This is a genomic window from Caldalkalibacillus uzonensis (genome assembly GCF_030814135.1).
GTDB classification, from domain to species: Bacteria; Bacillota; Bacilli; order Caldalkalibacillales; family Caldalkalibacillaceae; genus Caldalkalibacillus; species Caldalkalibacillus uzonensis.
In genome coordinates, this window is record NZ_JAUSUQ010000010.1 from 64,707 (window position 1) to 89,550 (window position 24,844).

Below are 24,844 nucleotides of genomic sequence, written 5' to 3' on the forward strand. Positions count from 1 at the left end.
ATCACGCCCCCTGAAATCATCCTATATTAAAGTGGGGAGGTGTACCGTGTGAGTAATCACCAACTACTTAGATCTGACCAATCTGATCGTGAGGAACTTAACCAGGCTCTTAAACATGCTGATCAGTTAAATAAACAATTAGAATTAATCATCAATTCCAGCTATGACGGTATTTATATTTCGGATAGTGAAGGAAACGGTCTTAAAGTGAATGATGCCTATACCCGTATCACAGGCATTAGAGCAGAACAATTACTTGGGAAAAATATGAAAGATGTTGTTAAAGAGGGACTCGTCTCCGAATCGGTCACCATGAAAGTGTTGGAAACGAAACAGCCGGTTACCATTATGCAGCGGGCCGGCGGGAAAGAAGTTCTGGCCACAGGCAGTCCCGTTTTTGATGAAGAAGGGAACATTATCAATGTGATCACCAATATCCGTGATCTGACCGAGTTAAACCGCCTGAAAGAAGAACTGGAGAAAAGCAAAGCCTTGAATGAGAAATACCGCCGGGAGCTCCACCAGCAGCGTCATCAACAGCAAGAAAGTGTGTTGGAACAGTTGGGGGTGGTGGCCCACAGCAAGGTGATGCAGGAGGTGATCGCCCTAGCCCAGAAGGTGGCTACGGTGGACTCCAGTGTGCTTATTTTAGGTGAATCAGGCGTGGGCAAGGAAGTGATTGCCCAGGTGATCCATTATACCAGCAACAGAGCCGATCAGCCTTTTATCAAGGTTAATTGCGGGGCCATTCCCAAAAATCTGTTGGAATCGGAGCTGTTTGGTTACGAACGGGGGGCCTTTACCGGGGCAGACAGCAGGGGCAAAGCCGGCCTGTTTGAACGGGCAGATGGAGGGACCCTTTTTCTAGATGAGATTGGCGATATGCCCCTCGATCTGCAGGTTAAATTACTGCGTGCCTTGCAAGAATTTGAGATTACCAGGGTGGGCGGCAGCCAAACCATTAAGGTCAATGTGCGGGTCATCTCAGCCACCAACAAGGATCTGGAGCAATTGATCAAAGAAGGGCAGTTTAGGAAAGATTTGTATTACCGTCTCAACGTGGTGCCCATCTACATTCCGCCCATCAGGAACAGAAGCAGTGATATTGTGCCGCTGATCTATTTCTTCCTGAACCGGGTGAATAAGAAATACGGCTTAAATAAGGTACTCAGCAAGCAAGCACTTCAACTGTTGCAGGCCTATTTTTGGCCCGGAAATGTGCGCGAAATCCAAAATATTGTTGAGCGGTTGGCCGTGACCACCGAAGAAGATGAGATCTCTATCGATGACCTGCCCTTTTTCATTAACCAGGATCACAGGAGGCAGGAGCAGCGCAGTTTAAAGAGTATGGTGATGAGTTACGAGAAGGAGATTATTCAGCAGAAATTGAAAAAATATAAAACAACACGGAAAACAGCGCAATCCCTGGGCATCAGTCAGTCGGCTTTAGTTAAAAAAATGAAACGGCTGGGTATCAAAACTGAAACATAGCTTTTTATCCGGGACAGGGAGTGATGAAAAAAGTAATCAGTGATGAATTTATGACTCAAAACCCCGGATCTGTGTCAGGGTATGGTCGTTTGGGGTGATGAATTTTTTCATCGCTTTTTTATTTTCTGGATGAGACCAAACACGGATGAGCCGCGGAGTAGACAGATTATTCATGTTGGCATGAAAATTGCTTAACTAAAAAGCAAAGGGAAAAATTAAGCAGGGTAGGGAGGATGATCATGAGTTTGCCCACTTTTCAGTTAGATGGAAAAATAGCTTTGGTCACAGGGGGGAGTAAAGGAATCGGTTACGGGATGGCCGCAGCCCTTGGTCACTATGGGGCCAAGCTTGCCATAGCAAGCCGTGGTGAACAGGACCGGGAAAGAGCAGTACAACGCTTGTCAGAACAAGGGATTGAAGCTAAAGGTTATGCTGTCGATGTGACCAGCCGACAGAGTGTCAGGGAACTGGTGGATCAGGTGGTGGCTGACTATGGCACCATCGATATTCTGGTCAATAATGCCGGCATGAATATCCGTAAACCGCTGGTCGAAGTAGAGGAAGAGGATTGGGACAAGGTGGTCTCCACTAATTTGAAAGGGATTTTTCTGGTAGGGCAGGCTGTGGCCCAACAGATGATCAAGCAGAAAGGGGGTCGGATCATCAATATCTCCTCCATTTTTGGATCAGTGGGTGCCTCCTTTCAAACCAGCTATGCCGCCAGTAAAGGGGGCATCAACCAACTGACCAGAGTTTGGGCCGATGAACTAGCCCCGCACGGGATTACCGTCAATGCCATTGCTCCTGCTTATATCCGCACACCGATGACAGCCGCCTGGATGGATGATGAGGAACGTTATCAATGGATTGTAGAGCAAACGATGTTAAAGCGGGTGGGTGAACTCCACGATTTGGCCGGACCCGTTGTGTTCCTGGCCTCAGATGCTTCAGCTTATGTGACGGGACAGATCTTACATGTGGATGGAGGCTGGACAGCCCGTTAAAACAGGTTTGTTTTAGGTACCGTTTTTATAACACAGGAGAGGAGTAGGATAGGCGGATGACAGAAAAGCGGGAAATCAGACGTCAAATCAGCTTTCAAAGACATCTCAAAGTTTTTGCCACCAGGCCAGCCAACTTGACCGATATGCTGGCCCAAACGGTACAGCGCTATCCGCATCAAGAAGCCTTGGTGATGAATCAGGTCCGTCTCACTTATAGAGAGCTGGAGGAACAGGTGGTGCAGGTGGCTGCGCAACTCTCCACCGTGTACCGGATTCAAAAAGGGGATCGCGTCGCCGTTTTGCTGGGTAACTGTATTGAGTTTGCCCTCTTGCTCTTTGCCTGTGCCCGCTTAGGGGCCATACTGGTGCCTCTCAACACACGTTTGAAAGAGCAAGAGGTGTCCTTCATGCTGAGTCATGCCGAGGTTAAACTGCTGGTGACTGACTGGGAATTTGTCGGCAAAGTAGAAACGCTCAGGGAGCAATTTGGTCAGAACCTGCCTCATCTACAATATTTTATCCTGGTTAACAACAATGAAGAGCAGCTGACTTTGAAATATAGCTATACAACTTTTCAAAATTTACTTCAACCTGGGCCAAGCATCACACCGGCACAGGTTGGGGAAGAGGATCCACTGTTAATTATGTATACCTCGGGGACGACGGGGCTGCCCAAAGGGGCTGTCTTAAGTCATCTGGGTGTGATTCACAGCGCTATCAACTATGAACAAAGGTTGGAGACTGATCAAGAGACCAGAACGCTGATTGCCGTCCCTCTCTTTCATGTGACGGGATTGATTGGTCAATTGCTGCATATGATTTTGGTGGGAGGGACCTCGGTTTTGATGCGTCGACATCAAACGGAACCCTTTATCCGACTGATGGCCGAGGAGAAAATCTCCTTCCTCTTCAATGTACCGGCCATCTATGTGATGGTGCTTAATCATGAGCTCTTTCCCAAATATAAGTATGATTCGGTAAAAATCATCGCTTACGGCGGCGCGCCCATGTCTCCCGAGACCATTCATGCTCTGCGCCAGGCCTTTCCGGGTGTACGACTCCATAACGCCTATGGGGCCACGGAAACGTCTTCTCCCACCACCATTATGCCCCGGGAGTATCCAGATACCAAATTAAGTTCGGTGGGGCTGCCTGTTTCGGTGGCGGAGCTGAAAGTGGTTGATGAAGAAGGCCAACTTTGTGGTCCCAACGAAGTGGGCGAGTTGTGGATCAAAGGGCCTATGGTGGTGGCCGGATACTGGCGCAATGAAGGAGCCAACCGGCAAAATTTCGTCGACGGCTACTGGTTATCCGGTGACTTGGCCCGAATTGATGAGGATGGTTATGTTTATATCATGGATCGCAAAAAAGATATGATTAACCGGGGAGGTGAGAAGGTTTATTCAGTTGAGGTGGAAAACATCCTCTACAGCCATCCTCAAGTTTTCGAGGCGGCTGTAGTGGGCCAACCACATCCTGTCCTGGGTGAGGAGGTGGTTGCTTATGTGGTGCCTAAGCCCGGCGCGGAGCTAGCGGCTGAAGAGATCATTGATTTTCTGGCTCAGCGGCTTGCTGATTATAAAGTGCCTAAAAAAGTTTTCTTTCTGGATGAGTTGCCCCGTAACCCCGGAGGTAAAGTATTAAAAGCCCAACTTAAAGATCACGCATAAGCTGAAAGGAGATAAGAACCATGCACTTTGAATACTCGGATAAGGTGAAGAAGTTACAAAAAGAACTGCAGGAATTTATGCATGAAGTGGTTTACCCTAATGAGTCAGTTTTTGAAGAACAGTTAGCGAACAGTGAATCTCGGTGGCAAATTCCGCCTGTGTTAGAAGAGATGAAGGCCCAAGCCAAAGCGGCCGGTTTATGGAATCTCTTTTTGCCGGAGAGTGAATATGGAGCTGGGCTGACCAATCTGGAGTATGCACCGTTGTGTGAGATTATGGGTCGCTCTCTTATCGCTCCGGAAGTGTTTAACTGTAACGCCCCCGATACGGGCAATATGGAGGTCTTGGTGCGTTACGGAAGCCCAGAACAGAAGAAAAAATGGCTGGAACCCCTCCTGGAAGGTAAGATCCGTTCCTGTTTCTCCATGACGGAACCCCAGGTGGCCTCCTCTGACGCCACCAACATGCAAGCCCGCATTGAACGGGATGGAGACGAATATGTGATCAACGGGCGCAAATGGTGGTCCACAGGTGCCGGTGACCCCCGCTGTAAGGTGGCTATTGTGATGGGCTTATCCAACCCGGATGCTCCCCGCCATGAGCGGCATTCCATGATTCTGGTTCCTCTGGACACACCGGGGGTCAAGATTGTGCGCATACTTCCCGTATTTGGCTATGACCATGCTCCCCATGGCCATGCGGAAATTGAGTTTAACAATGTGCGCGTCCCTGCTGAAAATATGATTTGGGCTGAAGGTAAGGGCTTTGCCATAGCCCAAGGCAGACTTGGCCCCGGCCGGATCCATCACTGCATGCGTTCTATTGGGGCAGCGGAGCGGGCCTTGGAACTGATGTGTAGACGCGTCGTTGACCGGGTAGCTTTCGGCAAGCCCTTAGCGGAACAAGGTGTGATTCGGGAGTGGATCGCTGATTCCCGCATGGAAATCGAACAAGCCCGTCTGTTGACACTGAAAGCCGCTTATATGATGGATACCGTGGGCAATAAGGCGGCCCAGAAGGAGATTGCCATGATCAAAGTGGTAGCCCCCACCATCTCCTTGAAAGTATTGGACCGTGCCATTCAAGCCTTTGGTGCGGCAGGTGTCTCTGAGGACTTCCCCTTGGCTGCCCACTGGGCCAATCAGCGCACCTTACGTTTGGCCGATGGTCCGGACGAGGTGCATCGCCAAGCTATTGCCAAACAGGAACTTAAACCGTATTTATAAGGGGGATCAGTATGTCAACCGGAGAGATCATACCTGTACGTCAGGGGGAGGAACTGGATATCCCCAAACTGGAAGCCTATTTGCGCCAACACCTTGAGCTGGAGGATGCGCCCCTGGAGGTGAAACAGTTTGCCGCCGGGCGTTCCAACTTGACTTACCTATTACAGGTAGGTAGTTGGGAAGCGGTTCTCCGGCGTCCTCCGCTGGGGCCAGTACCCCCCAAGGCTCATGACATGGAGCGGGAGTCCCGTATTTTGAAACTGTTGCACCCTGTCTTTCCCTTAGCGCCCAAGCCGTATATTTTTTGCCAGGACAAGCAAGTGCTCGGTGCCCCTTTCTTTATTATGGAGAGGCGCAAAGGGGTGGTCGTGGATACGGAACTGCCTGCTGAACATCAACACAATCCTGCAGTGGGAGCCCGTATTTCAGAGCAGATGGTGAAGACGTTGGCCGAACTGCACAGTGTGGACTATGAGCAGGCCGGTCTAGGCGAAATCGGTTATCCGGAAGGGTTTTTGGAACGGCAGGTGAAGGGTTGGATCAAACGCTATGATCAAGCCAAAACGGAGGAGATTCCCCATGTGGATCAGCTTACATCATGGTTGCTTGACAATCTGCCTCCCTCGCCGCCACCAAGTATGATCCATTACGATTTCAAATTGAATAATGTCATGTTTGACTTTGCCTTAGAAAAGATTGTCGCCATTTTTGACTGGGAGATGTCCACCATTGGCGATCCCCTGGCCGATTTGGGCTGTGCCCTCAGCTATTGGATGGAAGCCGATGACCCTGACGTGCTTAAATACGGCTTTGGTGATCCGCCGGTCACTGTACAGCCTGGTTTTATGAGTCGAGCCGAGTTTATCGAAGCGTATGCCCGACAGAGCGGGCGGGATGTGGCCAATATGCACTATTATCTGACCTTTGGTTACTTCAAACTGGCCGGGATCTGTCAGCAAATCTATTATCGTTGGAAACGGGGTCAAACTCAGGATGAACGGTTTAGTGAGATGAACCGTTTTGTGCGTGGGTTGATTGAAGCGGCACTCGTCCAGGCCAACAGCTCGGATTTGAGGTGACTCAATGGGTAAAATTCATCTGCTATTTTGCAAGGAAGAACTGGCTGAGCACAAGTTGCCTGATAAAGTGGTGATTGTGCTGGATATCCTGTTGGCCACCAGCACCATTGTCACCGTGTTAAAACATGGTGCTCCTGCGGTGATTCCGGTGTTAAATGCCGAGGAGGCGAAACAGAAAGCACAAGCCCAAGCTGCTGGAGCTTCGCTTTTGGCTGGGGAATACAAAGGGGAACCTTTGGAGGGTTTTCTCTACCCCGGCCCGGTTTTCTTAAAAGATAAAGTGTCAGGCAAGCAGGTTATCTTGTCCACAACCAACGGCACTGTGGCGATCCGTAAATCGAGCAGCGCCCAAAAAGTATATATTGGCGCCTTGCTCAATGGTGCCCATCTGGCTCAAACGGTGGTCAACAACCATAGGGAAGAGACTATTCTGATTGTCTGTTCCGGTTCAGCGGGCGCGTTCAATCTGGAAGATTTCTATGGTGCCGGTTTTATCATTAACGCGCTTCTGCAATATGGTTCTGAAAACTGGGAGCTGACCGATGCGGCCCAGGCGGCCTGCCTCTTTTACGAAAGCAGAAAGGGTCAAGCCAGAGAGATTTTAAAGCGTTCCCGTGTGGGGCGGATGTTAGCCCGCCACGGTTTTGATGCTGACGTCTGCTATGCGGCCCAAGAAAATGTAACCTCCATTGTGCCCTGTTTGACATCTCAGGGAACTATCAGAGTGGTTGAACCATCTGTGATGGGCAGGATGAGCAAGCAAACTAAGGATTAAGTGCACTCATTTTTCTTGGAGGCCAGGTTAACCATGTGGATTAGCCTGGCCTGACTGTCAATGATGCATGTTTGAAACAGAACTGATTAAAATATGAAACAATCAGCAGAAAGAGAAAGCATGACACTCATATCTAATATTGGCATGAAACTTGCAAAGAAAAGATTGTGAATAGATTGAAGCTTTCCCGTCCTCATGGTAATCAAAGGAGGTTGAACATTGGTGGCAACATTTATGTCCCCTGTCAATATCATCGCCGGACCGGGCACCCTGCAATCTTTGCCCCAGGAAGCCCAACGATTAAAAGTGAACAAAGCGATGATCTATGCCGATCCCGGAGTGGTACAAGCCGGGTTGGTTGAGCAAGTGACGGATGTTTTGCAACAGGCGGGGTTAGAATTTGAAATATACAGCAATATTGTTCCAGAGCCGCCCATTGACGTGGCTGATCAAGCCGTTAATGCGTTAAGGGAGAGCGATGTCGATTTTGTGATTGGTATTGGCGGCGGCAGTTCCCTGGATATAGCCAAAACGGCAGCCACTTTATACGGTAACCCAGGTTCAGTTAAAGATTATTTAAATTTAACAGGAACCAAGACGATTCAGCACAAAGGTTTGCCCCGCATCCTGATTCCCACCACTTCGGGTACGGGTGCTGAAGTGACTGATATCGCTGTCTTCTCTTTGGAAAAGACCAAAGATGTGATTACCCATCCGTTAATGATGGCCGATACCGCTTTGGTTGATGCGGAGCTGACTTATAAGCTGCCGGCCAAAATTACGGCGGCTACCGGGGTAGATGCCTTAACTCATGCAGTGGAAGCATTTATTTCCATGCAGGCCACACCATTGACTGATACTCTGGCTTTAGAGGCGATGCGCCTGATCAGCAACAATATCCGCCAGGCGGTGTGGCAGGGAAAAAACAATCCTGAGGCACGGCAAAAGATGGCCTGGGGCAGCCTGATTGCCGGTTTAAGCTTTTATAATGCCGGTGTATCGGGGGTTCACGCCTTGGCTTATCCGCTGGGAGGCTTGTTTAAAATTCCCCATGGAGAGTCCAATGCCGTCCTTTTGCCCTATGTCTTTGACTATGTCTGGCCATCTTGCCTGGATAAAATGGTGAGAATGGCTGAAGCTTTTGAGGTGTATGAGCCGGGTGTTTCACCACGTCAAAATGCCCTCAATGCCGTGCAGGCTTTGTATGATTTGGTCCAAGATGTAGGCATTCCCACATCCTTGAAAGATTTTGGTATTCAGGAAAAGGATCTGCAGCTTTTGTCAGAGGAAGCGATACAGCAGAAACGGTTGTTGGCGCGCAGTCCTAAACCTTACACCGTAGATGATATTTTGGCCATCTATCAACAAGCCTATGTCGGCCGCTCTTAGAAAGGAAGCCAGAATCATGTATGAAACAAGAATCGAACCCCGTGTTTCGGAAACAGATGGTGCGGGTCACATTAATAACACGGTGGTGCCCATCTGGTTTGAAGCAGGACGCAAGGAGATCTTTAAACTATTTACGCCTGACCTCAGCTTTAAGAATTGGAGAATGGTGATCGTTAACATCAATGTAGACTATATTAGACAACTTTATTACGGACGGGAAGTGACCGTCAAAACCTGGGTTAAAAAAATTGGCAACTCCAGCTTGGTCCTTTATGAAGAGATTTGGCAAGATGGTGACGTGTGTGCCAAAGCCCAGACCACGTATGTCAATTTTAATTTTGAGATCCAAAAAACGGAACCGATTCCCAGCCATATCCGGCAAGAACTGGAGAAACATTTGCTTGAAGAACAGGAATAAGTTTACCGCTAAGGGGGAAAAGAGATGCATCGTTTAGATGGCAAAGTGGCCCTTGTTACAGGTGCCAGTTCTGGTATTGGAAAAGCGATCGCCCTCTTGATGGGTGAACGGGGAGCCAAAGTAGCGGTCAACTATCATTCCAATGAACAGTCGGCCAACGAGGTGGCGGAAAGCATACGTGACAAGGGTGGTACCGCCATGGTGGTCCAGGCCGATGTGACCGATCGAGATGCGGTGCGGCAGATGGTGGACCGTGTGATCCGTCAGTTTGGGCAGATTGATATCTTAATCAATAATGCAGGGTCAGTCCTCAAACGCAGTACTTTTTTGGACTGTTCAGATGACTTATGGCAGCAAACCATTGATTTAAATATCAACAGCCTCTTCTATTGTTGTCAGGAAGTGATTCCCTTTATGGTGCGTCAAGGGGGAGGTAAGATTATCAATATGTCCTCTGTTGCCGCCAGACTGGGGGGTGGTGGGGATTCGATCCATTACGCCATGGCCAAAGGGGCGGTCAACACGATGACCGTAGGTTTAGCCAAGGAGTTTGCCCCCCACAACATTTTGGTCAACGCCGTGGCCCCCGGGGTGATTGATACCCCTTTTCAAGCCAAATATTCATCACCCGAGCGGATCGAGCGGGCCATTAAGTCCAATTTGATCAAACGTTTGGGCACAGCGGAAGAAGTGGCCGAGCTGGTCTGTTTCCTGGTTTCAGATGCGGCCAATTATATTACCGGTGAGATCTATACCATCAGCGGAGGACGTTAGGATAAAGTAAGGAGAAGGAGTGAGAAATTATGGCTAAAGTGGTCGTGTTGGGTGCCGGAACAATGGGGGCTGGCATCGCTCAGGTAGTGGCCACCAGCGGTCACCAAGTCTATTTGAAGGATATCAATCAAGAGGTTGTGGACAAAGGGTATCAGGGCATTGCCGAGCGACTCCAGCGTCAGGTGCAGAAGGGCAAGCTGACCGAGAGTGAGCAAGGGGAAATTTTGGCCCGGATTCAGCCCTGTGTCCAGTGGCCAGACGATCAGTTTGATTTTATTATCGAAGCGGTGATTGAAAAAATGGAGGTGAAAAAACAGGTTTTTCAAGAGATGGAAGAGGTGGCCACATCTCAGACCATCATTGCCACCAACACCTCCTCTTTGAGCGTCACCGAACTGGCTGCCCAGCTTACACATCGTGAACGGGCCATCGGCTTACACTTTTTTAACCCGGCCCCGATCATGCCTTTGGTTGAAATGATTCCTACGGCAATTACCAGTGAAGAGACGTTAGTCCGCAGTAAAGAATTTATCACTTCGTTGAATAAAAAGCCGATCCAGGTACAAGATTCCCCCGGCTTTGTGGTGAACAGGTTGCTGGTGCCCTTTATCAATGAAGCCGCTTTTTTGTTGATGGAAGGCACCGCTTCGGCTGAGGATATTGATGAAGGGATGAAACTGGGGGCGAATCATCCTATTGGGCCGTTAAGACTGGCTGATATGATTGGCATTGATGTGGTTCTCTTTGTGATGGAAACGTTATTTGAGGAGTTAGGTGAAGATAAGTATCGGCCCTGTCCTCTGTTACGTCAAATGGTGAGAGCAGGAAAGCTGGGCCGCAAAAGCGGAGAAGGATTTTTTACCTACGAATAAGCAGCAAACAAACTACTAGAGGGTGAACAGACGTGAACATTTTAGAGGAATTTTTTAGCTTGCGTGGCAAGAACGCCATTATTACCGGTGCCAGCAAGGGGCTGGGTAAAGGGATCGCCGAAGCTTTCGCTGCGGCAGGCGCCAAGGTCTATATGGTCAGTCGCAGTGAAGACAAACTGCGCCAAAATCAGGAAGAGATCCGCCAATTAGGCGGGGAAGCCTATTATTTGGCAGGGGATGTCAACGATCCCCATTTTATTGAGGAAGTGGTTACCCATGTTGACCAAAGCGACGGGAAAATAGATATCCTGGTGAATAACGCCGGTGTAGCCATACCCGGTCGTGTGACCGATATTACTGCGGAACAATGGGATCAAACAATGGAGACCAATCTTAAGTCCGTCTTCTTTTTCTCCCAGGCCGTGGCCAAAGTGATGAAACGGGAGCAAGCGGGACGGATTATCAACATGGCCTCCGTGCTGGGCGTTGTGGCTGACCATAAAGTGTCACCTTACTGTATAAGTAAAGGCGGCGTGATTCAAATGACCAAAGCCTTTGCTTTGGAATTGGCCAAATACAACATCCAGGTCAATGCCCTTGCTCCCGCCTTTATCCGTACAGATATGAATGATAAAGCCTTTGAAAATGAAAAATATATGAACTATATCCTGAGTAAAACCCCTTTGGGACGGTTGGGGCAGGTCAATGAAATAGCTGGTGCAGCGCTCTTTTTGGCTTCGCCTATTGCCAGTTATATGACAGGACACATCTTGCATGTCGATGGGGGCTGGACGGCTCAATAACTTATTTTTATAATTTAATGAATAGAGTTAAAGAGTTGAGTACAATAAAGCGAGTGAAAAGGGGTTGGAAACATGTCAGGAAAGATGAACGCGGTGATTGTTACCAAGTATGGGGGCCCTGAAGTGCTGGAATATCGGGAAATTGACCGGCCCACGCTAGAGCCTACTGAAGTGTTGATTAAAGTGGAGGCGGCCAGTGTCAACTTTGCCGACATCAAAGCCCGTTCCGGCAATTACCATGGTGCTGAAGCCCCTCCTTTTATTCCGGGACTGGACTGTTCCGGGGTGATTGAAGAGGTTGGGCGAGAAGTGACCCAGCTCAGGCCGGGGCAGCGGGTGATGGCCTTTCCCAGCACAGGTTCATATGCCGAATATGTGAAGGCCAAAGAAGTTTTAACCTACCCGATACCTGACAATGTCGACTTTGAGACCGCTGCGGCCTTCCCCACTGTGGCCATCACCTCCTATAACCTGCTGGTTAAAATGGCCCGCATTCAAGCAGGGGAAAGCGTGTTGATTCATTCAGCTTCCGGTGGCGTAGGCACCACAGCTACTCAACTGGCCAAATTGCTTGGTGCTGGACTGGTGATCGGTACAGTGAGCAGTGATGAACGGATGGAAGCCGCCATCAAAGCCGGTGCTGATCATGTGATCAATTATCGTGAACACGATTTTGTGCAGAAAGTGAATGAGCTGACTGATGGTCAAGGAGCCGATATCATCTTAGATTCTTTGGCTGGCGACATGTTTGAGAAAAGTATGGACTGTTTGGCCAGATTTGGCCGGATTGTCAACTTTGGTAATGCCAATGGGAATGTAGGCGGCCGGTTCCAGACCAATGGTTTGCACGCCAGCTGTCGCTCCGTCATGGGGTACAGCACCGGTACCTATCGCAAATATCGTCCTGAAGAATTAAGAGAACCGGCCCAAAATGTGCTTAAATTCTTAGAACAAGGACAGCTGCATATGTATATCAATAAGCGCTTTCATTTGAAAGACGCGGCAGAAGCCCAACGTTTGATCGAAGCACGCCAAAATACCGGTAAAGTGATTTTGTTGCCCAAGGCTTAAAATGGGATAGAATACAGCCGTACCAAAAAACGAGACTGCTTCTATGAACAGTCTCGTTTTGGTGCTTATTCGGCCTGCAGTTTTCTCCATAAAGTGGTGCGGCTGATCCCCAGCCGCTTGGCTGCTAGTTCTTTATTACCCTGACACAAGTTTAGCACATGTCGAATATAATCTTTCTCCAAACTTTTAAGCTTATTCTCCAACGGCAGAGTTTCCGCCTCAATCGAGCTCTTGGCCCGGGTCGGGTAAAGGGCTTGGCGCATCTTCTCCACCGCGGTCTGTTGATCCAGTTGTTCACCATCACAAAAGACGATAAAACGTTCTAACACATTTTCCAATTCACGGATATTGCCAGGCCAATCATGAGCATATAACAGGGCCATCATCTCTTCGTTCTGCACGTACTGATCCAAGTACTCAGCCCCATGCCGCTTCAGGAAATGGGTCAACAACAGCGGAATATCATCGAGCCTTTCCCGCAACGGGGGCACATGCAAGACTAAGACACCGATCCGATAGTAGAGGTCCTCCCTGAATGTCCCCTTTTGGACACACTCTAACAGATCTTTGTTGGCCGCGGTAATGATGCGTACATCGACAGGAATATTTTGATCACCCCCGATGCGCATCACCTCTTTTTCCTGAATCACTCTTAACAGTCTCGATTGCAGAGGGAGGGGGAGTTCACTGATCTCATCCAAAAAGATGGTTCCTTTATGGGCCAGTTCGAACAGACCCGGTTTACCGCCCTTTTTGGCCCCGGTGAAGGCCCCTTCCTCGTAGCCAAACAGTTCACTGTTTAATAAGCTTTCCGGCAGCGCGGCACAGTTGACGGCGACAAAAGCCTGGTTGCGTCGATCGCTGGCATTATGAATCCCCTGGGCAAACAGTTCCTTCCCTGTACCTGATTCCCCTTGGATTAAGATGGCTGAATGGGACTGACTGTATTTCTGGGCCGTAGTCAATGTGTTTTTCAGAGGTGTGCTTGAACCGATAATATCAGCGAAAGAATAATGGGCGACCAGGCGCTTCTGGTTTAATTTTTTGCGGATTTGAAGCTCTTTCTTTTGCAGGTCGGCAATGTCGTCCAAAATGGCAATAACACCGAACCGCTCGCTGTCTTCCATGGTGATGGGCACGATTTCGGCTTCGATTTTTTTGCTGTTCTGATTAATGATACGGTTGATGGACTGTTGTCCGGACAATTCTTGAGCTTCAACAGATAATTGGGGAAACAGATCTGTCAAAGTCTGTCCGATCATCTCTTTTTTGCTCATCCCCAGCAGTTGTTCGGCAGACGGGCTGCAGACCGTCACCTTCAGATTTTGGTCTGTGGCGATTACACCGCTTGAATTAAAATCAACAATGGTTTTAAAGAACAGCGATTGTTCCATCTCCTTGCGGTAGGCTTCCAAGGTGTTTAAGGCATAGCTTAACGCTTCTCTCATCGCCCGCTCAGAGTAATAAAAATAGCCCCTTAGACCATAATTTTCCGCCTCATTACAGATCCAACTTCCTCCTACCACGCAGGGCACTCCTGCTTGTTGTAAACTTTTAAGCTTCTCTGTGGCCTCCAAATAAGACTGATAGGTTTCTTGGCGCACCTTCGTTTTAAGCAGATGGGCTGTGTTATCAATTTCTGGAATGTTCTCGTGAAAATTAAGCACAATAATTTCATCGGTATCAATGTCTTGAATGGTTTGTAAAAAATCAAAACCTGTGACCTTGACGGGGATGACCAAATTGTCTAACTGCTTGCTAAAGGAGATGGCACTGCGGTCCCCGCTGATTAAAATATTGTAGGGCTCCAACACCGATTCTAAAATTTCCAGAGATTGATTGGTGTCAGCAATAGCCTGTAAAGGCAACTCTGAAATTTCTATATCCACCCAATCCGGAATGTCCATGGCACTTATGACAGAGCGGGCTAAATTGGCTAAATGCGGCCATCCGGCAATGACGATTTTTGGATTTAATCTTTTCATAAGGTTCCCTCCTTGCAGATGATGTAGAAGGATGGGATGACTTTATTATACCATAAGACCCATAAAAATTAGCTTAAACTTAAAAGTTTGTTTCAAAATAGAAATTTTAATGTTACAAATATGAAACATTTATCCATGCCCCACAATTTTTCTACGCTTTGATCTGCGGTATAAAGAGATTTATCCCAAAGATTTTTGGGGATCGAAATTCCTTGATTTTATAAGGTTTTCGACGCTAAAAATTAAGCTTAATCTCAAAGGGAAGAAAATTGGCATCGCTTTTGCATAAGAGGAAAGTAAGATGGGGCACTTCAATCCACGTGTAAAGGAGTTGACTTCTTAGAGATGGCAACAGAGCACCTGTTTTTAGAAAAGCAAGGACATGTGGCTACATTGTATTTAAATCGTCCGGAGAAAAAAAACGCCCTCACCTATGAAATGTGGGCAGCCATTCCCGGGTTCATTGAGGAAGTAGAAGCCGATGATGAGATTAAAGTTTTAATCATACGCGGGGTTAATGGGGAAGCTTTTGCTGCGGGGGCAGATATCAGTGAGTTTGAAACCTTACGCTCCACCCCTGAAGGCGCCATGAAATATAACGAAAAAGTTTTGGCTGCAGAGGCCGCCTTATACAACTGTTCTAAACCAATCATTGCCATGATTCAGAAATATTGTATCGGCGGGGGTTGTGAAATTGCGGCAGCATGTGATTTAAGATTTACTTCTGAAAATGGAATCTTTGGCATTACACCGGCGAAACTAGGTTTAATCTATGATTTATCTGCCACTAAAAATGTGGTCGATCTGATTGGCCCTTCCCGTGCCAAAGATATTCTCTTTTCCGGCCGATTCTTAGATGCCCAAGAAGCTTTTGCCTATGGGCTTGTCGATCATGTCTATCCCGATGAGGAGATCGTGGAAAAAACATATGCTTATGCCGAAATGGTGGCCAGCCGGGCTCAAAAAACAGTGAAAGGGGCCAAAAAAATTATCCGCGAGATACTGAATGGGGCCACGGAAGAGACGGAAGAGATCAAGCAGATGATTTTGGATTCGTTTGTTTCCAGTGATTATAAAGAGGGTGTACGGGCCTTTTTGGAGAAAAGACAACCGCAATTTAAAGAAGTTTAAGGGGGTGAAACGATGGGCGCTTTAAGTAAAATGAAGGTGATTGACCTCACCCAGGTTTTATCAGGCCCATACTGTACCATGGTTCTTGGTGATATGGGGGCTGAAGTGATCAAGGTGGAAAAGTATCCCCACGGGGACGATACCCGTCAGATGGGTCCCTTTATCGAGGGGGAAAGTGCGTGTTACATGATGGTTAACCGCAATAAAAAAGGGATGCGGGTCAATCTTAAACATGAAAAAGGGAAACAGATTTTATACCGCTTAGTGGAATCGGCCGATGTCTTGGTGGAGAATTTTCGCCCCGGTGTGGCCGCTAAATTGGGGATTGATTATGAAACATTGAAGGAGATTAATCCGGGACTGATCTACTGTTCCATTTCGGGTTATGGTCAGACCGGTCCTTACCGCAATAAAGGCGGCTTTGATATTATGGCGCAGGGCTTGTCCGGGATTATGAGTATGACCGGGGAACAGGGAGGAGAACCGGTTAAAGTGGGCATTGCCATTCATGATATCGCTGCAGCGATGACTGCTTTGTATCATATTCTAGTTGCTTATATTCACAAATTAAATATAGGCGAGGGCCAATATATTGACATTTCTCTGGTGGATTCTGGTTTAGCTTGGACCGTGTGGGAAGCTGCGGCCTATTTTGGCGCAGGAGAAATACCGCGGCCCAATGGAACCAGGCACCGCGTTTCTGCTCCATACCAAGGTTTCCGTACTCAAGACGGTTCTGTTTTGGTGGGAGCAGCCAATCAGAAGTTGTGGGAGAAATTTTGTCTTAATGTGGTGGGAAAACCGGAGTGGATTACTGATCCTCGTTTTAGAGAGGGGGTGGATCGTCAAGCCAATGTAGATACATTGGCCCAGCTGATACAAGAGATTTTCATCACCAAACCTTCACAGTACTGGCTGGACAAAATGGAAGCGGAAGGTATACCCTGTGGTCCCATTCTCTCTTATGATCAAGCCTTGCAGAACGAGCATATTCTTGCCAGGGACATGGTTCAAGAGGTGGAGCATCCCGTGGCAGGGAAAGTGAAAACCTTAGGATTTCCTGGTAAATTATCGGCTACTCCGGGCCACATCTACCGTCCGGCACCAACGTTAGGCCAGCACAGTGAAGAGATTTTACAATCCCTTCGTTTTTCGGCAGAGGAAATCAAACAGCTACAGGAAGAGGATGTCATTTAATCTCCTTTGCCTATCAAATAATTGATTATTAATAAATATCATATAATACAAGGGGGAAATGAAATGAAAAACAGTAAACTGTGGTTGATCACTTTGGTTCTGGCTTTAGGTTTGGCTATGGTTTTGACAGGATGCGGAGGCGGTACATCCAGCGAATCGTCTGACTCTGATCAAGGGGAAGGCAATGACGCTGGTCAAGAGGCTCAAAACCTTAGTCAGGAAGAGGTAATTGCTGAAATTGATCGTATTACTGATGAAGTGAATGCTGGCAATCTTACTTTAGAAGAAGGTATTGAGGAATTAAAAGCTGTTATTCCCAAGCCTGAAGGCTATCCGGAACGCAAAATTGAATATGTGATTGCTTGGGGAGAGGGTGGCGGCTCTGACTTATATGCCCGCCATATTATCGAAGATGCTCAAAAGATTTTAGGTGTGGATATTATCCCTAATAATATGCCTGGTGGTAACGGTGAAGTTGGTTTGGCTTATGTTTTGTCCCAGCCTGCTGATGGATATACACTGTATGGCGCCGTAGCCACGCAAGTGGTGAACGAAGCTTTGGAAGAACAACCTCATTCATTTACTGAGGATACTGATTTCATCATTCGTAATCAAGGTGCTACAGAAGTATACTGGGTTAAAGCAGACAGTCCCTTTAAAACTTTTGACGATGTAATCGCTGCTGAGAAGGAAAATCCTGGCTCAGTAACCATGATTGGCGGAGGGATTGAGGATGAAATCCGTTTGGCTGAGCTGAATAGCCAACTGGGCACTGAGATTGTTAATATCCCCAGCCAGGGCTCCGGAGAGCGTGTAGCCAGCTTGCTGGGTGGGCACGTAGATATCTTGCATGAAACAACCGGTGCAGTTATTGATTTGTACAAAGACGGTCAGATCCGACCCATCTTACTTCCTAATGAAGCTTTTAGAGAAGCTTTTCCCGATGAGGAAGTCCAAACTGTAGAGGACATTGGGGTAGACATTACAGTGAGTCGTTGGAGAGGTATTAATGCACCTAAGGGTCTTGATCCTGAAATCAAGCAATATTTGCACAATGTGTTCTATGCTGCTTCAAAATTACCTTTCTATAAAAACTACCATGAAGAAAACTTTTTCCACTTAACGGAAGGTTACCTTAACTCCGAGGATTATGAAGATTCCGCCAAAGAAGAAGTGAAAGTGATCAGAGAGATATTGGAAGAAACCGGGTACGTAGAGTAAAATAAGTTAAAATAAGGGGACAGGCTCCACAGGGAGTTGTCCCCTATTTCTTGGTAAGGAGTGAGTCAGGTGAGTCTACCTACACATGTCACGGATATGTCTGCTGTTGAGCTGGCCCGTTTGATCGGCACCAAGCAGATTTCACCGGTGGAAGTGATTGACCAATTTTTAGACCGCATTGAGCAGGTCAATCCCCATATCAACGCCTTTTGTACCATCTTAGCGGAGGAAGCGCGGTCAGAAGCTCAAAAATTAGAACAACAACTGATGAGATCCGACGTCACCCTGGGTCCATTAGGCGGGGTTCCTGTGGCCATCAAGGATTTGACCCCGGTGGCCGGTGTGCGCACCACATTTGGCTCCCAAGCCTATGCCGATTATATTCCCACTGAAGATGCAGTTGTGGTTAAACGACTCAAAGCAGCGGGGGCGATCATTATCGGCAAAACGAACACACCTGAGTTTGGCCATAAGGGAACTACGGATAATCTTCTGTTCGGCACCACAAAAAACCCATGGAATGTAGAGCTTACATCGGGGGGTTCCAGCGGAGGGTCGGCGGCGGCTGTGGCAGCCCGCTTGGTTCCTGTAGCTGAAGGGAGTGATGGTGGAGGATCGATTCGCATTCCGGCCAGTTTCTGTGGCATTTTCGGTTTGAAACCCACCTATGGCCGCGTACCTTTTGGACGGGTAAAGGAGAACTTGTTTTCCACCCAACATCCTTATCAACATTACGGTCCATTAACGAGGACAGTGGAGGATGCGGCCTTGATGCTGTCGGTGATGGAAGGTTACACCCCGCAAGATCCGTTTGTGATGCCTACCTCATCTCCGGTCAACTTAAACAAGGCGCTTGAGAGCAAGCAACCTTTGCGGGTAGCCTATAGCCCTAACTTGGGTGTATACGAGATCGATACAGAAGTGAACACCTTGATCGAGAAAGCTGTGGCCCAGGTTGAACAACTTGGCTGTGTTGTGAAAGAGATCGAGCTTGGATTGGGGATGTCCAGGTCTGAGCTGAATCGAAATTTCTCAACGCTGTGGAATGTTCATATGGCCAGTCATTATCACGCTTTAGTCCCCGAGTATGGGGCCAAGATGTCACCTGGACTGCTTAAAATGATTGAGGCGGGCCAAAAAGTGAGTCTGATGGAGTATAAACAGATCGAATGGGTCCGCACTCAGCTGTGGGATAGAATACAAGATGTATTTGAGGAGTACGACCTGTTGGTCTCGCCTACGTTGGCTGTACCAGCTTTTGCTCATACATTAGCTGGACCGAGAGAGATTAACGGTCACAAAGTAAATCCCCATGTGGACTGGATGTTAACGCCCCTATTTAACTTAACGGGACATCCTGCCGCCTCAGTTCCGGTGGGCTGGACCCAGGATCAGCTTCCAGTCGGTCTGCAGGTCGTCGCCCCTCGCTTTGAGGAAGAAAAAATTTTGAGACTGGCTTATATGTATGAACAGGCCCACTCCTGGAACGCACGCCAACCTAACCTTTAGCATTGGCCTACCCTTATAAAATGTGTCTACTCCCTCTATCGATGCTGTTGCTTGGTGGTGAGGGATCCCTATTGGTTTAAGACAAAAACCCGGGTAACGAACACCTGCATCAAAGCGTGTTCCTTATCCGGGTTTTCTCTGTCAGATGATCCGATGGATTAACTTTTGGCCTCATCAGCTTATGGCTTGACCATGGCCATAATCAATCCCGGTTCTTCCAACCATTCCTCAACAGATGACCGATCAGAGCAGAAAGAGTGGATACAGACCCCTTGTTTGTAAACATTGATACAGGAAATATAGTCTGAAAAAGCATAAACTTCTGCCTCAAATCCTTCCGATAGGGCAATCCTTCTTGTCGTGTGGTGATTATGTGCGGACACTATTACACCTCCCTTGGAATATTAGCAGCCATTCATTTAGGTCCAGAGTGAGAAAATACATATCATCTAGTGTATGCATGAGAAATTTTAATATGCATGCTGGCGGGGTATAATGTTTCAATTTATGCACAATTGTGTAATTTTTATCTTAAGCGATGAGAACCATTAATTCAAGGGTATTTTTCAAAAATAAATGTCAAAAAATTATTGACAATAAAGAATAGTTGCTATAATATCTAATACATCAGATATTAGTTAATGGCTCGTTACATCATTATGACTTTGATCAGAAGGGGTGGAAAAATGAAGAGTATAGCAATATCTGGATTAACAGGGCAAGGAATAGAAACGGCAGGAGAGATTTTATCGTCTGTAGTGAATTCCTTGGGTTACCGACATAGAACATGGCGGGATTTTTCTACCATTATTCGTGGTGGACATACTTCATTTGAAATATATATTGCAGACAAAGAAGAAGGCTTGCTCCCTACAAGGGTTAAACATTTAAATTTGGCTGTTGTTTGGAATGACGAAGGTGTTCAGCATTATCAGCATAGAGTTAAAGAGAAAAATAGGATGTTTGGTTCCAGCAAAGCGAAGGGGATTTTGCCAGAAAATCAAGTCGACGTCCCTAACCTTGGATTTAATGTGTGGAGTCTAGGCCTAATAGCAGCTTATTTAGGTATTCCTCTGGAACTTTTAAAATCGGAGGTGAGCACAAGATTTAAAGGTAAATCAAATGAGGAACTATTGGTTCAAGGATTTCAACTGGGAAAAACCATTGAAACTGATCAGCCATTGGTTCCCTTAGATTCAGAAAATGTGATTTTATCGGGAAATGATGCCTTATGCTTGGGGGCAATTGCTGGGGGAGTAAGACATTATTATGGCTATCCCATTACACCGGCTTCGGAAATCCTAGAGAACTTTTTTCGTTGGCTTCCGCCGCTAGGAGGTGCTGCTTACCAGTTGGAAGATGAGATTGCCGCTATCCATGCCGCGATTGGCTGTAGCTATGCGGGTGAACGTACATTTGTAGCCACTAGTGGTCCAGGGCTTGCTTTGATGACAGAGGGTCTGAGCTACACAGCTGCCACGGAGATACCGTTAGTGATCGTAGATAACCAACGTGGTGGACCCTCAACCGGGATGCCCACTAAAACAGAACAGAGTGATCTAATGCATCTTAGACATGCAGGACATGGGGATTTTGCTCGGATTTTATTGACGCCAACCAACATTATTGACTGCATTATCACGATGCAAGAAGCTTTGAATCTAGCTGATTATTATCAATGCCCGGTGCTTCTAGCACTCGATCTTGATCTTGCTGTCAGAAAGGTCTCTATACCTTGGTCAGCAGTTGAAAGGGCGCTCCAAAGTATTCAGCTGAATAGAGGTCCAACTATCACTGATCTTAACACTTCTTTAGAAGGGTATGTTCGATATCGTCCCCCAGCTGAAGGTGTTCCACCTCTGCGGTCGATACCCGGAGTTGCAGGTGGTGCCTATGTGGCCAGTGGGGATGAACATGATGAAAGAGGATGGATGGAACCTGATTTTGGTGAGGTAAGGCAGACACTTCATAAGAGACGGACCTTTAAAGCTGACCATATCGAGTACGATCGCCCTTTTACAACACTAGGGGATCCAAAAGCCCCCGTGATGATCATCGGTACAGGCGCATTGGGAGAATTGATTGAGACTTTGGTTGGGGATCGTTCAGCAGATTTCCAAGGGTTGCTTATACGCCAACTGTCTCCTGTGCCATGTGAGGCCTTAACAGAAGCTTTAGCCCATGTTGAGCAGGTGATTATCGCCGAATACAATGCAACAGGGCAAATTCGTACTATACTAAGCGAAGTGTTATCAGATAAGCAGGTTCTATCATTGCTCCGTTTTGATGGCGAACATTACACCTTGGAAGAGTTTTCAGAGTCAATTGACAGACTTTTAAAGGAAGTGGAAGTTAAGAACAAGTGATTCAGGGAGGTTAAGGATGAGTACAACACTAACGGCAAAAGATTATTCAAATGGTAATAAGCCAACCTGGTGTCCAGGTTGTGGTGATTATTCTGTCTTACGGGGGATTCAAAAAGCCTTATTATCACTAGGTATCAGACCCGAAAAAACAGTCTTGGTTTCTGGGATAGGATGTAGTGGAAAAATTGCACACTATTTCGGTGGTTATGCCATTCATGTGACTCACGGGAGGACTTTGCCCACTGCACAAGGAATCAAAACAGCTCGACCAGATCTTACGGTGATTGCGGCCGGTGGAGATGGTGATGGATACGGGATTGGTGTCGGGCATCTGGTTCACGCCGCCAGGAGAAATCTCCCCATCACGTACATCGTGATGGATAACTCTGTATATGGTAACACAAAAGGTCAAACATCCCCCACGAGTCCATTGGGTTATCAGTCCTCCACATCGCCTATGGGTAATCAAGATATGCCGGTAAATCCATTATTATTAGCTTGGTCTGCTGGGGCCTCCTTTATTGGTCAGGGTTTTTCCGGAGATTATAAACATCTTGAAGATCTATTTAAGAGGGGTATTCAGCATCAAGGCTTTTCACTTATCAATGTCTTTAGTCCCTGTGTCGTTTTCAATAAAGCCCAAGGCTATGATTATTATAAGAACAACATCGTTTATCAAGACCATCCTGCTCCTTCAGCTGAAGAGTATATTTCCAATTTGATGCAATCTCCTAAGAGAGTTGGTGTTCTGTGGGAAAAGGAAATAAAAGAGCGGAATCTTAGGAATCAGCCAGTGTACCAAACTCATCAAGAAGTCATTTCCTATCTGCGGACCAACCTCGCTTAGCACTGGGGATTCCCTGGATAACCACTCTTTTAGTAAAGAATAAATCTAAGAGGTGATGAATAGTGGATGGAAAAATTTTTGAATACCTAGAAAAGTATGATTATGAAAATCTATTCTTCCTCAATGACAATCAAACGGGGCTCAAAGGGGTGATCTGCATCCATGACACCACACTTGGACCAGCTACTGGTGGCTGCAGAATGTGGACCTATGCCAATGAGTGGGACGCAATCGAGGATGCGCTCCGCCTTGCTAGGGGGATGACCTACAAATATGCTGCCGCTGGTGTTGATCTCGGGGGTGGCAAGGCGGTTATTATTGGAGATCCAAAAACACAGAAAAGTGAGGCACTTTTTCGTTCATTGGGACGGTTTATCAATCGTTTAAACGGTATGTACATTACCGGACTAGATGTTGGTACTACGTTAAGGGATATGGAAACAATCAGACTTGAAACACCTTATGTTGTGACACTTCCCAGAGAATTTGGCGGTGCAGGACAAATATCCAACTATACTGCATTAAGTGTTTTCCAATCCATGAAAGCTTGTGCTGAGGAGAAATTTGGTGTCAATAGTCTTGAAGGCCTTCGGGTGGGTGTTCAGGGTGTCGGTAGTGTGGGTTACCATGTGGTCAAATTTCTGGCCGAGGAAGGTGCGCACATTACAATAGCTGATATTGATCAAGAAAGGGTCAAAGCCGTAGCTGAAGAATTTGGGGCAAAAATAGAAAAGCCCGACCGTATTCATGCCCTTGATCTTGACATTTTTTCTCCATGTGCTCTCGGCAAAGTGATCAATGACCAGTCTATAGAGGAGCTTAAGTGCAAGGTAATTGCAGGCTCAGCCAATAATCAACTTGCGGAAAGCAAACATGGTGACTATTTAGATCAAGCAGGAATTCTTTATGCCCCAGATTATATTGCTAATGCCGGAGGTACGATATTTGATACTGATCGATTAAAACCGGGTGGCTTTAATGAAGAGCGGGGAGTCCAAGCTGTAAAGAGGGTTTACGAGACCATGAAGCAGATTATTAAAATCTCTAAAGAAGAACAGATTCCTACATATAAGGCCGCTGATAGATTAGCTGAAAGAAGAATTGCCAGTGTAGGAAAAGCTAAACAGTTACGAAAAGCTGTTAACATTTCAATGTGATCATATGAAAAATAGGAGGAAGTGATATTGATGCGTTTAAAAGGCAAAGTTTGTGTGGTCACTGGTTCTAGTATGGGGATTGGTGAGACTATCGCCGAGCGGTTTGCTCAAGAAGGTGCTAAAGTTGTTGTGAACTCCCGAAGTGAAGAACGGGCCCAAAAAACCGCTTCAAGGTTAAAAGAAATGGGGTATGATGTGACACCTATTGCAGCAGATATGTCTATTAAACAACAGGCGGATATGCTGGTGGAAAAAACTGTGGAGCAATATGGTAAAATTGACGTTTTTGTTAATAATGCTGGGATCAACCGTATTGCGCCTTCATTAGAATTGAGTGAAGAAGATTGGCGTGCGGTGATTGATACTAATCTGACGGGAGTATTTTTTGGGTCACAAGCTGCTGGAAAGTATATGCAAGATAGAGGGGGTTCAATTATCAATATGACTTCTATCTTTGGTCAAGTGTGTGTCCCCATGAGAGCAGCTTATAGCTCAGCCAAACATGGAATTATTGGATTGACAAAGGTTCTTGCCGTGGAGTGGGCAGAAAAAAACATTCGTGTAAATGCTGTAGCTCCCGCATATATCAAAACTCCATTAGACGAGACTGACCAGGAAACCGGGGGTTACGATGATAGTGATGTGATCAGACGTACTCCATTAAGGCGCTTTGGTTCAACAAAGGAAGTGGCTGATGTCTGCCTCTTTTTAGCTTCTGATGAGGCCAGTTATGTTACAGGTTCAGTGTATAATGTCGATGGTGGTTGGGTAGCCTATGGCGGGTGGTAGAACGGATTAAGATACCCTAAAATTCAACACTGGAGTAGACTTCAACAAGAAAGGTGGTGATAAGTGTCTT

22 protein-coding genes are annotated in these 24,844 nt (G+C 46.9%); 20 read left to right on the forward strand and 2 right to left on the reverse strand.

Going from position 1 to position 24,844, the window contains the following annotated elements; all coding sequences use genetic code 11:
• Window positions 1-48: 48 nt before the first annotated feature.
• The 12 genes from J2S00_RS13435 (at window position 49) to J2S00_RS13490 (ending at window position 12,572) form a co-directional block, all read left to right on the forward strand.
• Window positions 49-1,491, forward strand: coding sequence for a sigma-54 interaction domain-containing protein (locus J2S00_RS13435; RefSeq protein ID WP_307340704.1), 1,443 nt, complete (start codon window positions 49-51; stop codon window positions 1,489-1,491).
• 239 nt (window positions 1,492-1,730) lie between these two features.
• Window positions 1,731-2,495 (forward strand): SDR family NAD(P)-dependent oxidoreductase, encoded by a 765-nt coding sequence (locus J2S00_RS13440; RefSeq protein WP_307340709.1) that lies wholly within the window; start codon window positions 1,731-1,733, stop codon window positions 2,493-2,495.
• Window positions 2,496-2,551: 56 nt separating this feature from the next.
• Complete coding sequence (locus J2S00_RS13445; protein ID WP_307340712.1) at window positions 2,552-4,165, forward strand: class I adenylate-forming enzyme family protein; 1,614 nt, start codon at window positions 2,552-2,554, stop codon at window positions 4,163-4,165.
• Between the two features lie 20 nt (window positions 4,166-4,185).
• Complete coding sequence (locus J2S00_RS13450; protein WP_307340715.1) at window positions 4,186-5,391, forward strand: acyl-CoA dehydrogenase; 1,206 nt, start codon at window positions 4,186-4,188, stop codon at window positions 5,389-5,391.
• Window positions 5,392-5,402: 11 nt separating this feature from the next.
• Window positions 5,403-6,470 (forward strand): phosphotransferase family protein, encoded by a 1,068-nt coding sequence (locus J2S00_RS13455; protein WP_307340717.1) that lies wholly within the window; start codon window positions 5,403-5,405, stop codon window positions 6,468-6,470.
• Between the two features lie 4 nt (window positions 6,471-6,474).
• Window positions 6,475-7,245, forward strand: coding sequence for a 2-phosphosulfolactate phosphatase (locus J2S00_RS13460; RefSeq protein WP_307340719.1), 771 nt, complete (start codon window positions 6,475-6,477; stop codon window positions 7,243-7,245).
• A 234-nt stretch (window positions 7,246-7,479) separates the two neighbouring features.
• A complete protein-coding gene (locus tag J2S00_RS13465) occupies window positions 7,480-8,634 on the forward strand; it encodes an iron-containing alcohol dehydrogenase (RefSeq protein WP_370875878.1) in 1,155 nt (384 codons plus the stop codon).
• Window positions 8,635-8,650: 16 nt separating this feature from the next.
• Entirely contained in the window at window positions 8,651-9,052 is a 402-nt protein-coding gene (locus J2S00_RS13470; RefSeq protein WP_307340723.1) for an acyl-CoA thioesterase, read from the forward strand.
• Window positions 9,053-9,076: 24 nt separating this feature from the next.
• A complete protein-coding gene (locus J2S00_RS13475; protein ID WP_307340725.1) occupies window positions 9,077-9,826 on the forward strand; it encodes an SDR family NAD(P)-dependent oxidoreductase in 750 nt (249 codons plus the stop codon).
• 29 nt (window positions 9,827-9,855) lie between these two features.
• On the forward strand, window positions 9,856-10,698 hold the full coding sequence (locus J2S00_RS13480; protein WP_307340727.1) for a 3-hydroxyacyl-CoA dehydrogenase family protein: 843 nt from the start codon (window positions 9,856-9,858) through the stop codon (window positions 10,696-10,698).
• Window positions 10,699-10,730: 32 nt separating this feature from the next.
• Window positions 10,731-11,501, forward strand: coding sequence for an SDR family NAD(P)-dependent oxidoreductase (locus tag J2S00_RS13485; RefSeq protein ID WP_307340729.1), 771 nt, complete (start codon window positions 10,731-10,733; stop codon window positions 11,499-11,501).
• An 84-nt stretch (window positions 11,502-11,585) separates the two neighbouring features.
• The gene (locus J2S00_RS13490) at window positions 11,586-12,572 is read left to right on the forward strand and encodes a quinone oxidoreductase family protein (protein WP_307340937.1); all 987 of its coding nucleotides are present in this window, start codon (window positions 11,586-11,588) and stop codon (window positions 12,570-12,572) included.
• Between the two features lie 65 nt (window positions 12,573-12,637).
• On the opposite strand, the gene J2S00_RS13495 is transcribed toward J2S00_RS13490, so the two are convergent.
• Entirely contained in the window at window positions 12,638-14,557 is a 1,920-nt protein-coding gene (locus J2S00_RS13495; protein ID WP_307340732.1) for a sigma 54-interacting transcriptional regulator, read from the reverse strand.
• 345 nt (window positions 14,558-14,902) lie between these two features.
• Between J2S00_RS13495 and J2S00_RS13500 the strand changes: the two genes are divergently transcribed.
• From J2S00_RS13500 to J2S00_RS13515, 4 genes are all read left to right on the forward strand, one after another.
• Window positions 14,903-15,688, forward strand: a complete 786-nt coding sequence (locus tag J2S00_RS13500; protein ID WP_307340735.1) for an enoyl-CoA hydratase-related protein — start codon at window positions 14,903-14,905, stop codon at window positions 15,686-15,688.
• 12 nt (window positions 15,689-15,700) lie between these two features.
• On the forward strand, window positions 15,701-16,885 hold the full coding sequence (locus J2S00_RS13505) for a CaiB/BaiF CoA transferase family protein (RefSeq protein ID WP_307340738.1): 1,185 nt from the start codon (window positions 15,701-15,703) through the stop codon (window positions 16,883-16,885).
• Between the two features lie 63 nt (window positions 16,886-16,948).
• Entirely contained in the window at window positions 16,949-18,106 is a 1,158-nt protein-coding gene (locus J2S00_RS13510) for a tripartite tricarboxylate transporter substrate binding protein (protein WP_307340741.1), read from the forward strand.
• 69 nt (window positions 18,107-18,175) lie between these two features.
• Complete coding sequence (locus J2S00_RS13515) at window positions 18,176-19,615, forward strand: amidase (protein ID WP_307340743.1); 1,440 nt, start codon at window positions 18,176-18,178, stop codon at window positions 19,613-19,615.
• A gap of 179 nt (window positions 19,616-19,794) precedes the next feature.
• Here the strand turns inward: J2S00_RS13515 and J2S00_RS13520 are convergent, their stop codons facing one another.
• On the reverse strand, window positions 19,795-19,998 hold the full coding sequence (locus J2S00_RS13520; RefSeq protein WP_307340747.1) for a hypothetical protein: 204 nt from the start codon (window positions 19,996-19,998) through the stop codon (window positions 19,795-19,797).
• Between the two features lie 303 nt (window positions 19,999-20,301).
• Between J2S00_RS13520 and J2S00_RS13525 the strand changes: the two genes are divergently transcribed.
• From J2S00_RS13525 to J2S00_RS13540, 4 genes are all read left to right on the forward strand, one after another.
• Entirely contained in the window at window positions 20,302-21,981 is a 1,680-nt protein-coding gene (locus tag J2S00_RS13525; RefSeq protein ID WP_307340750.1) for a 2-oxoacid:acceptor oxidoreductase family protein, read from the forward strand.
• 16 nt (window positions 21,982-21,997) lie between these two features.
• Window positions 21,998-22,828 (forward strand): thiamine pyrophosphate-dependent enzyme, encoded by an 831-nt coding sequence (locus tag J2S00_RS13530; RefSeq protein WP_307340754.1) that lies wholly within the window; start codon window positions 21,998-22,000, stop codon window positions 22,826-22,828.
• 62 nt (window positions 22,829-22,890) lie between these two features.
• The gene (locus J2S00_RS13535) at window positions 22,891-23,985 is read left to right on the forward strand and encodes a Glu/Leu/Phe/Val family dehydrogenase (protein WP_307340756.1); all 1,095 of its coding nucleotides are present in this window, start codon (window positions 22,891-22,893) and stop codon (window positions 23,983-23,985) included.
• A 30-nt stretch (window positions 23,986-24,015) separates the two neighbouring features.
• Window positions 24,016-24,774 (forward strand): SDR family NAD(P)-dependent oxidoreductase, encoded by a 759-nt coding sequence (locus tag J2S00_RS13540; protein WP_307340939.1) that lies wholly within the window; start codon window positions 24,016-24,018, stop codon window positions 24,772-24,774.
• Window positions 24,775-24,844 lie beyond the last annotated feature (70 nt).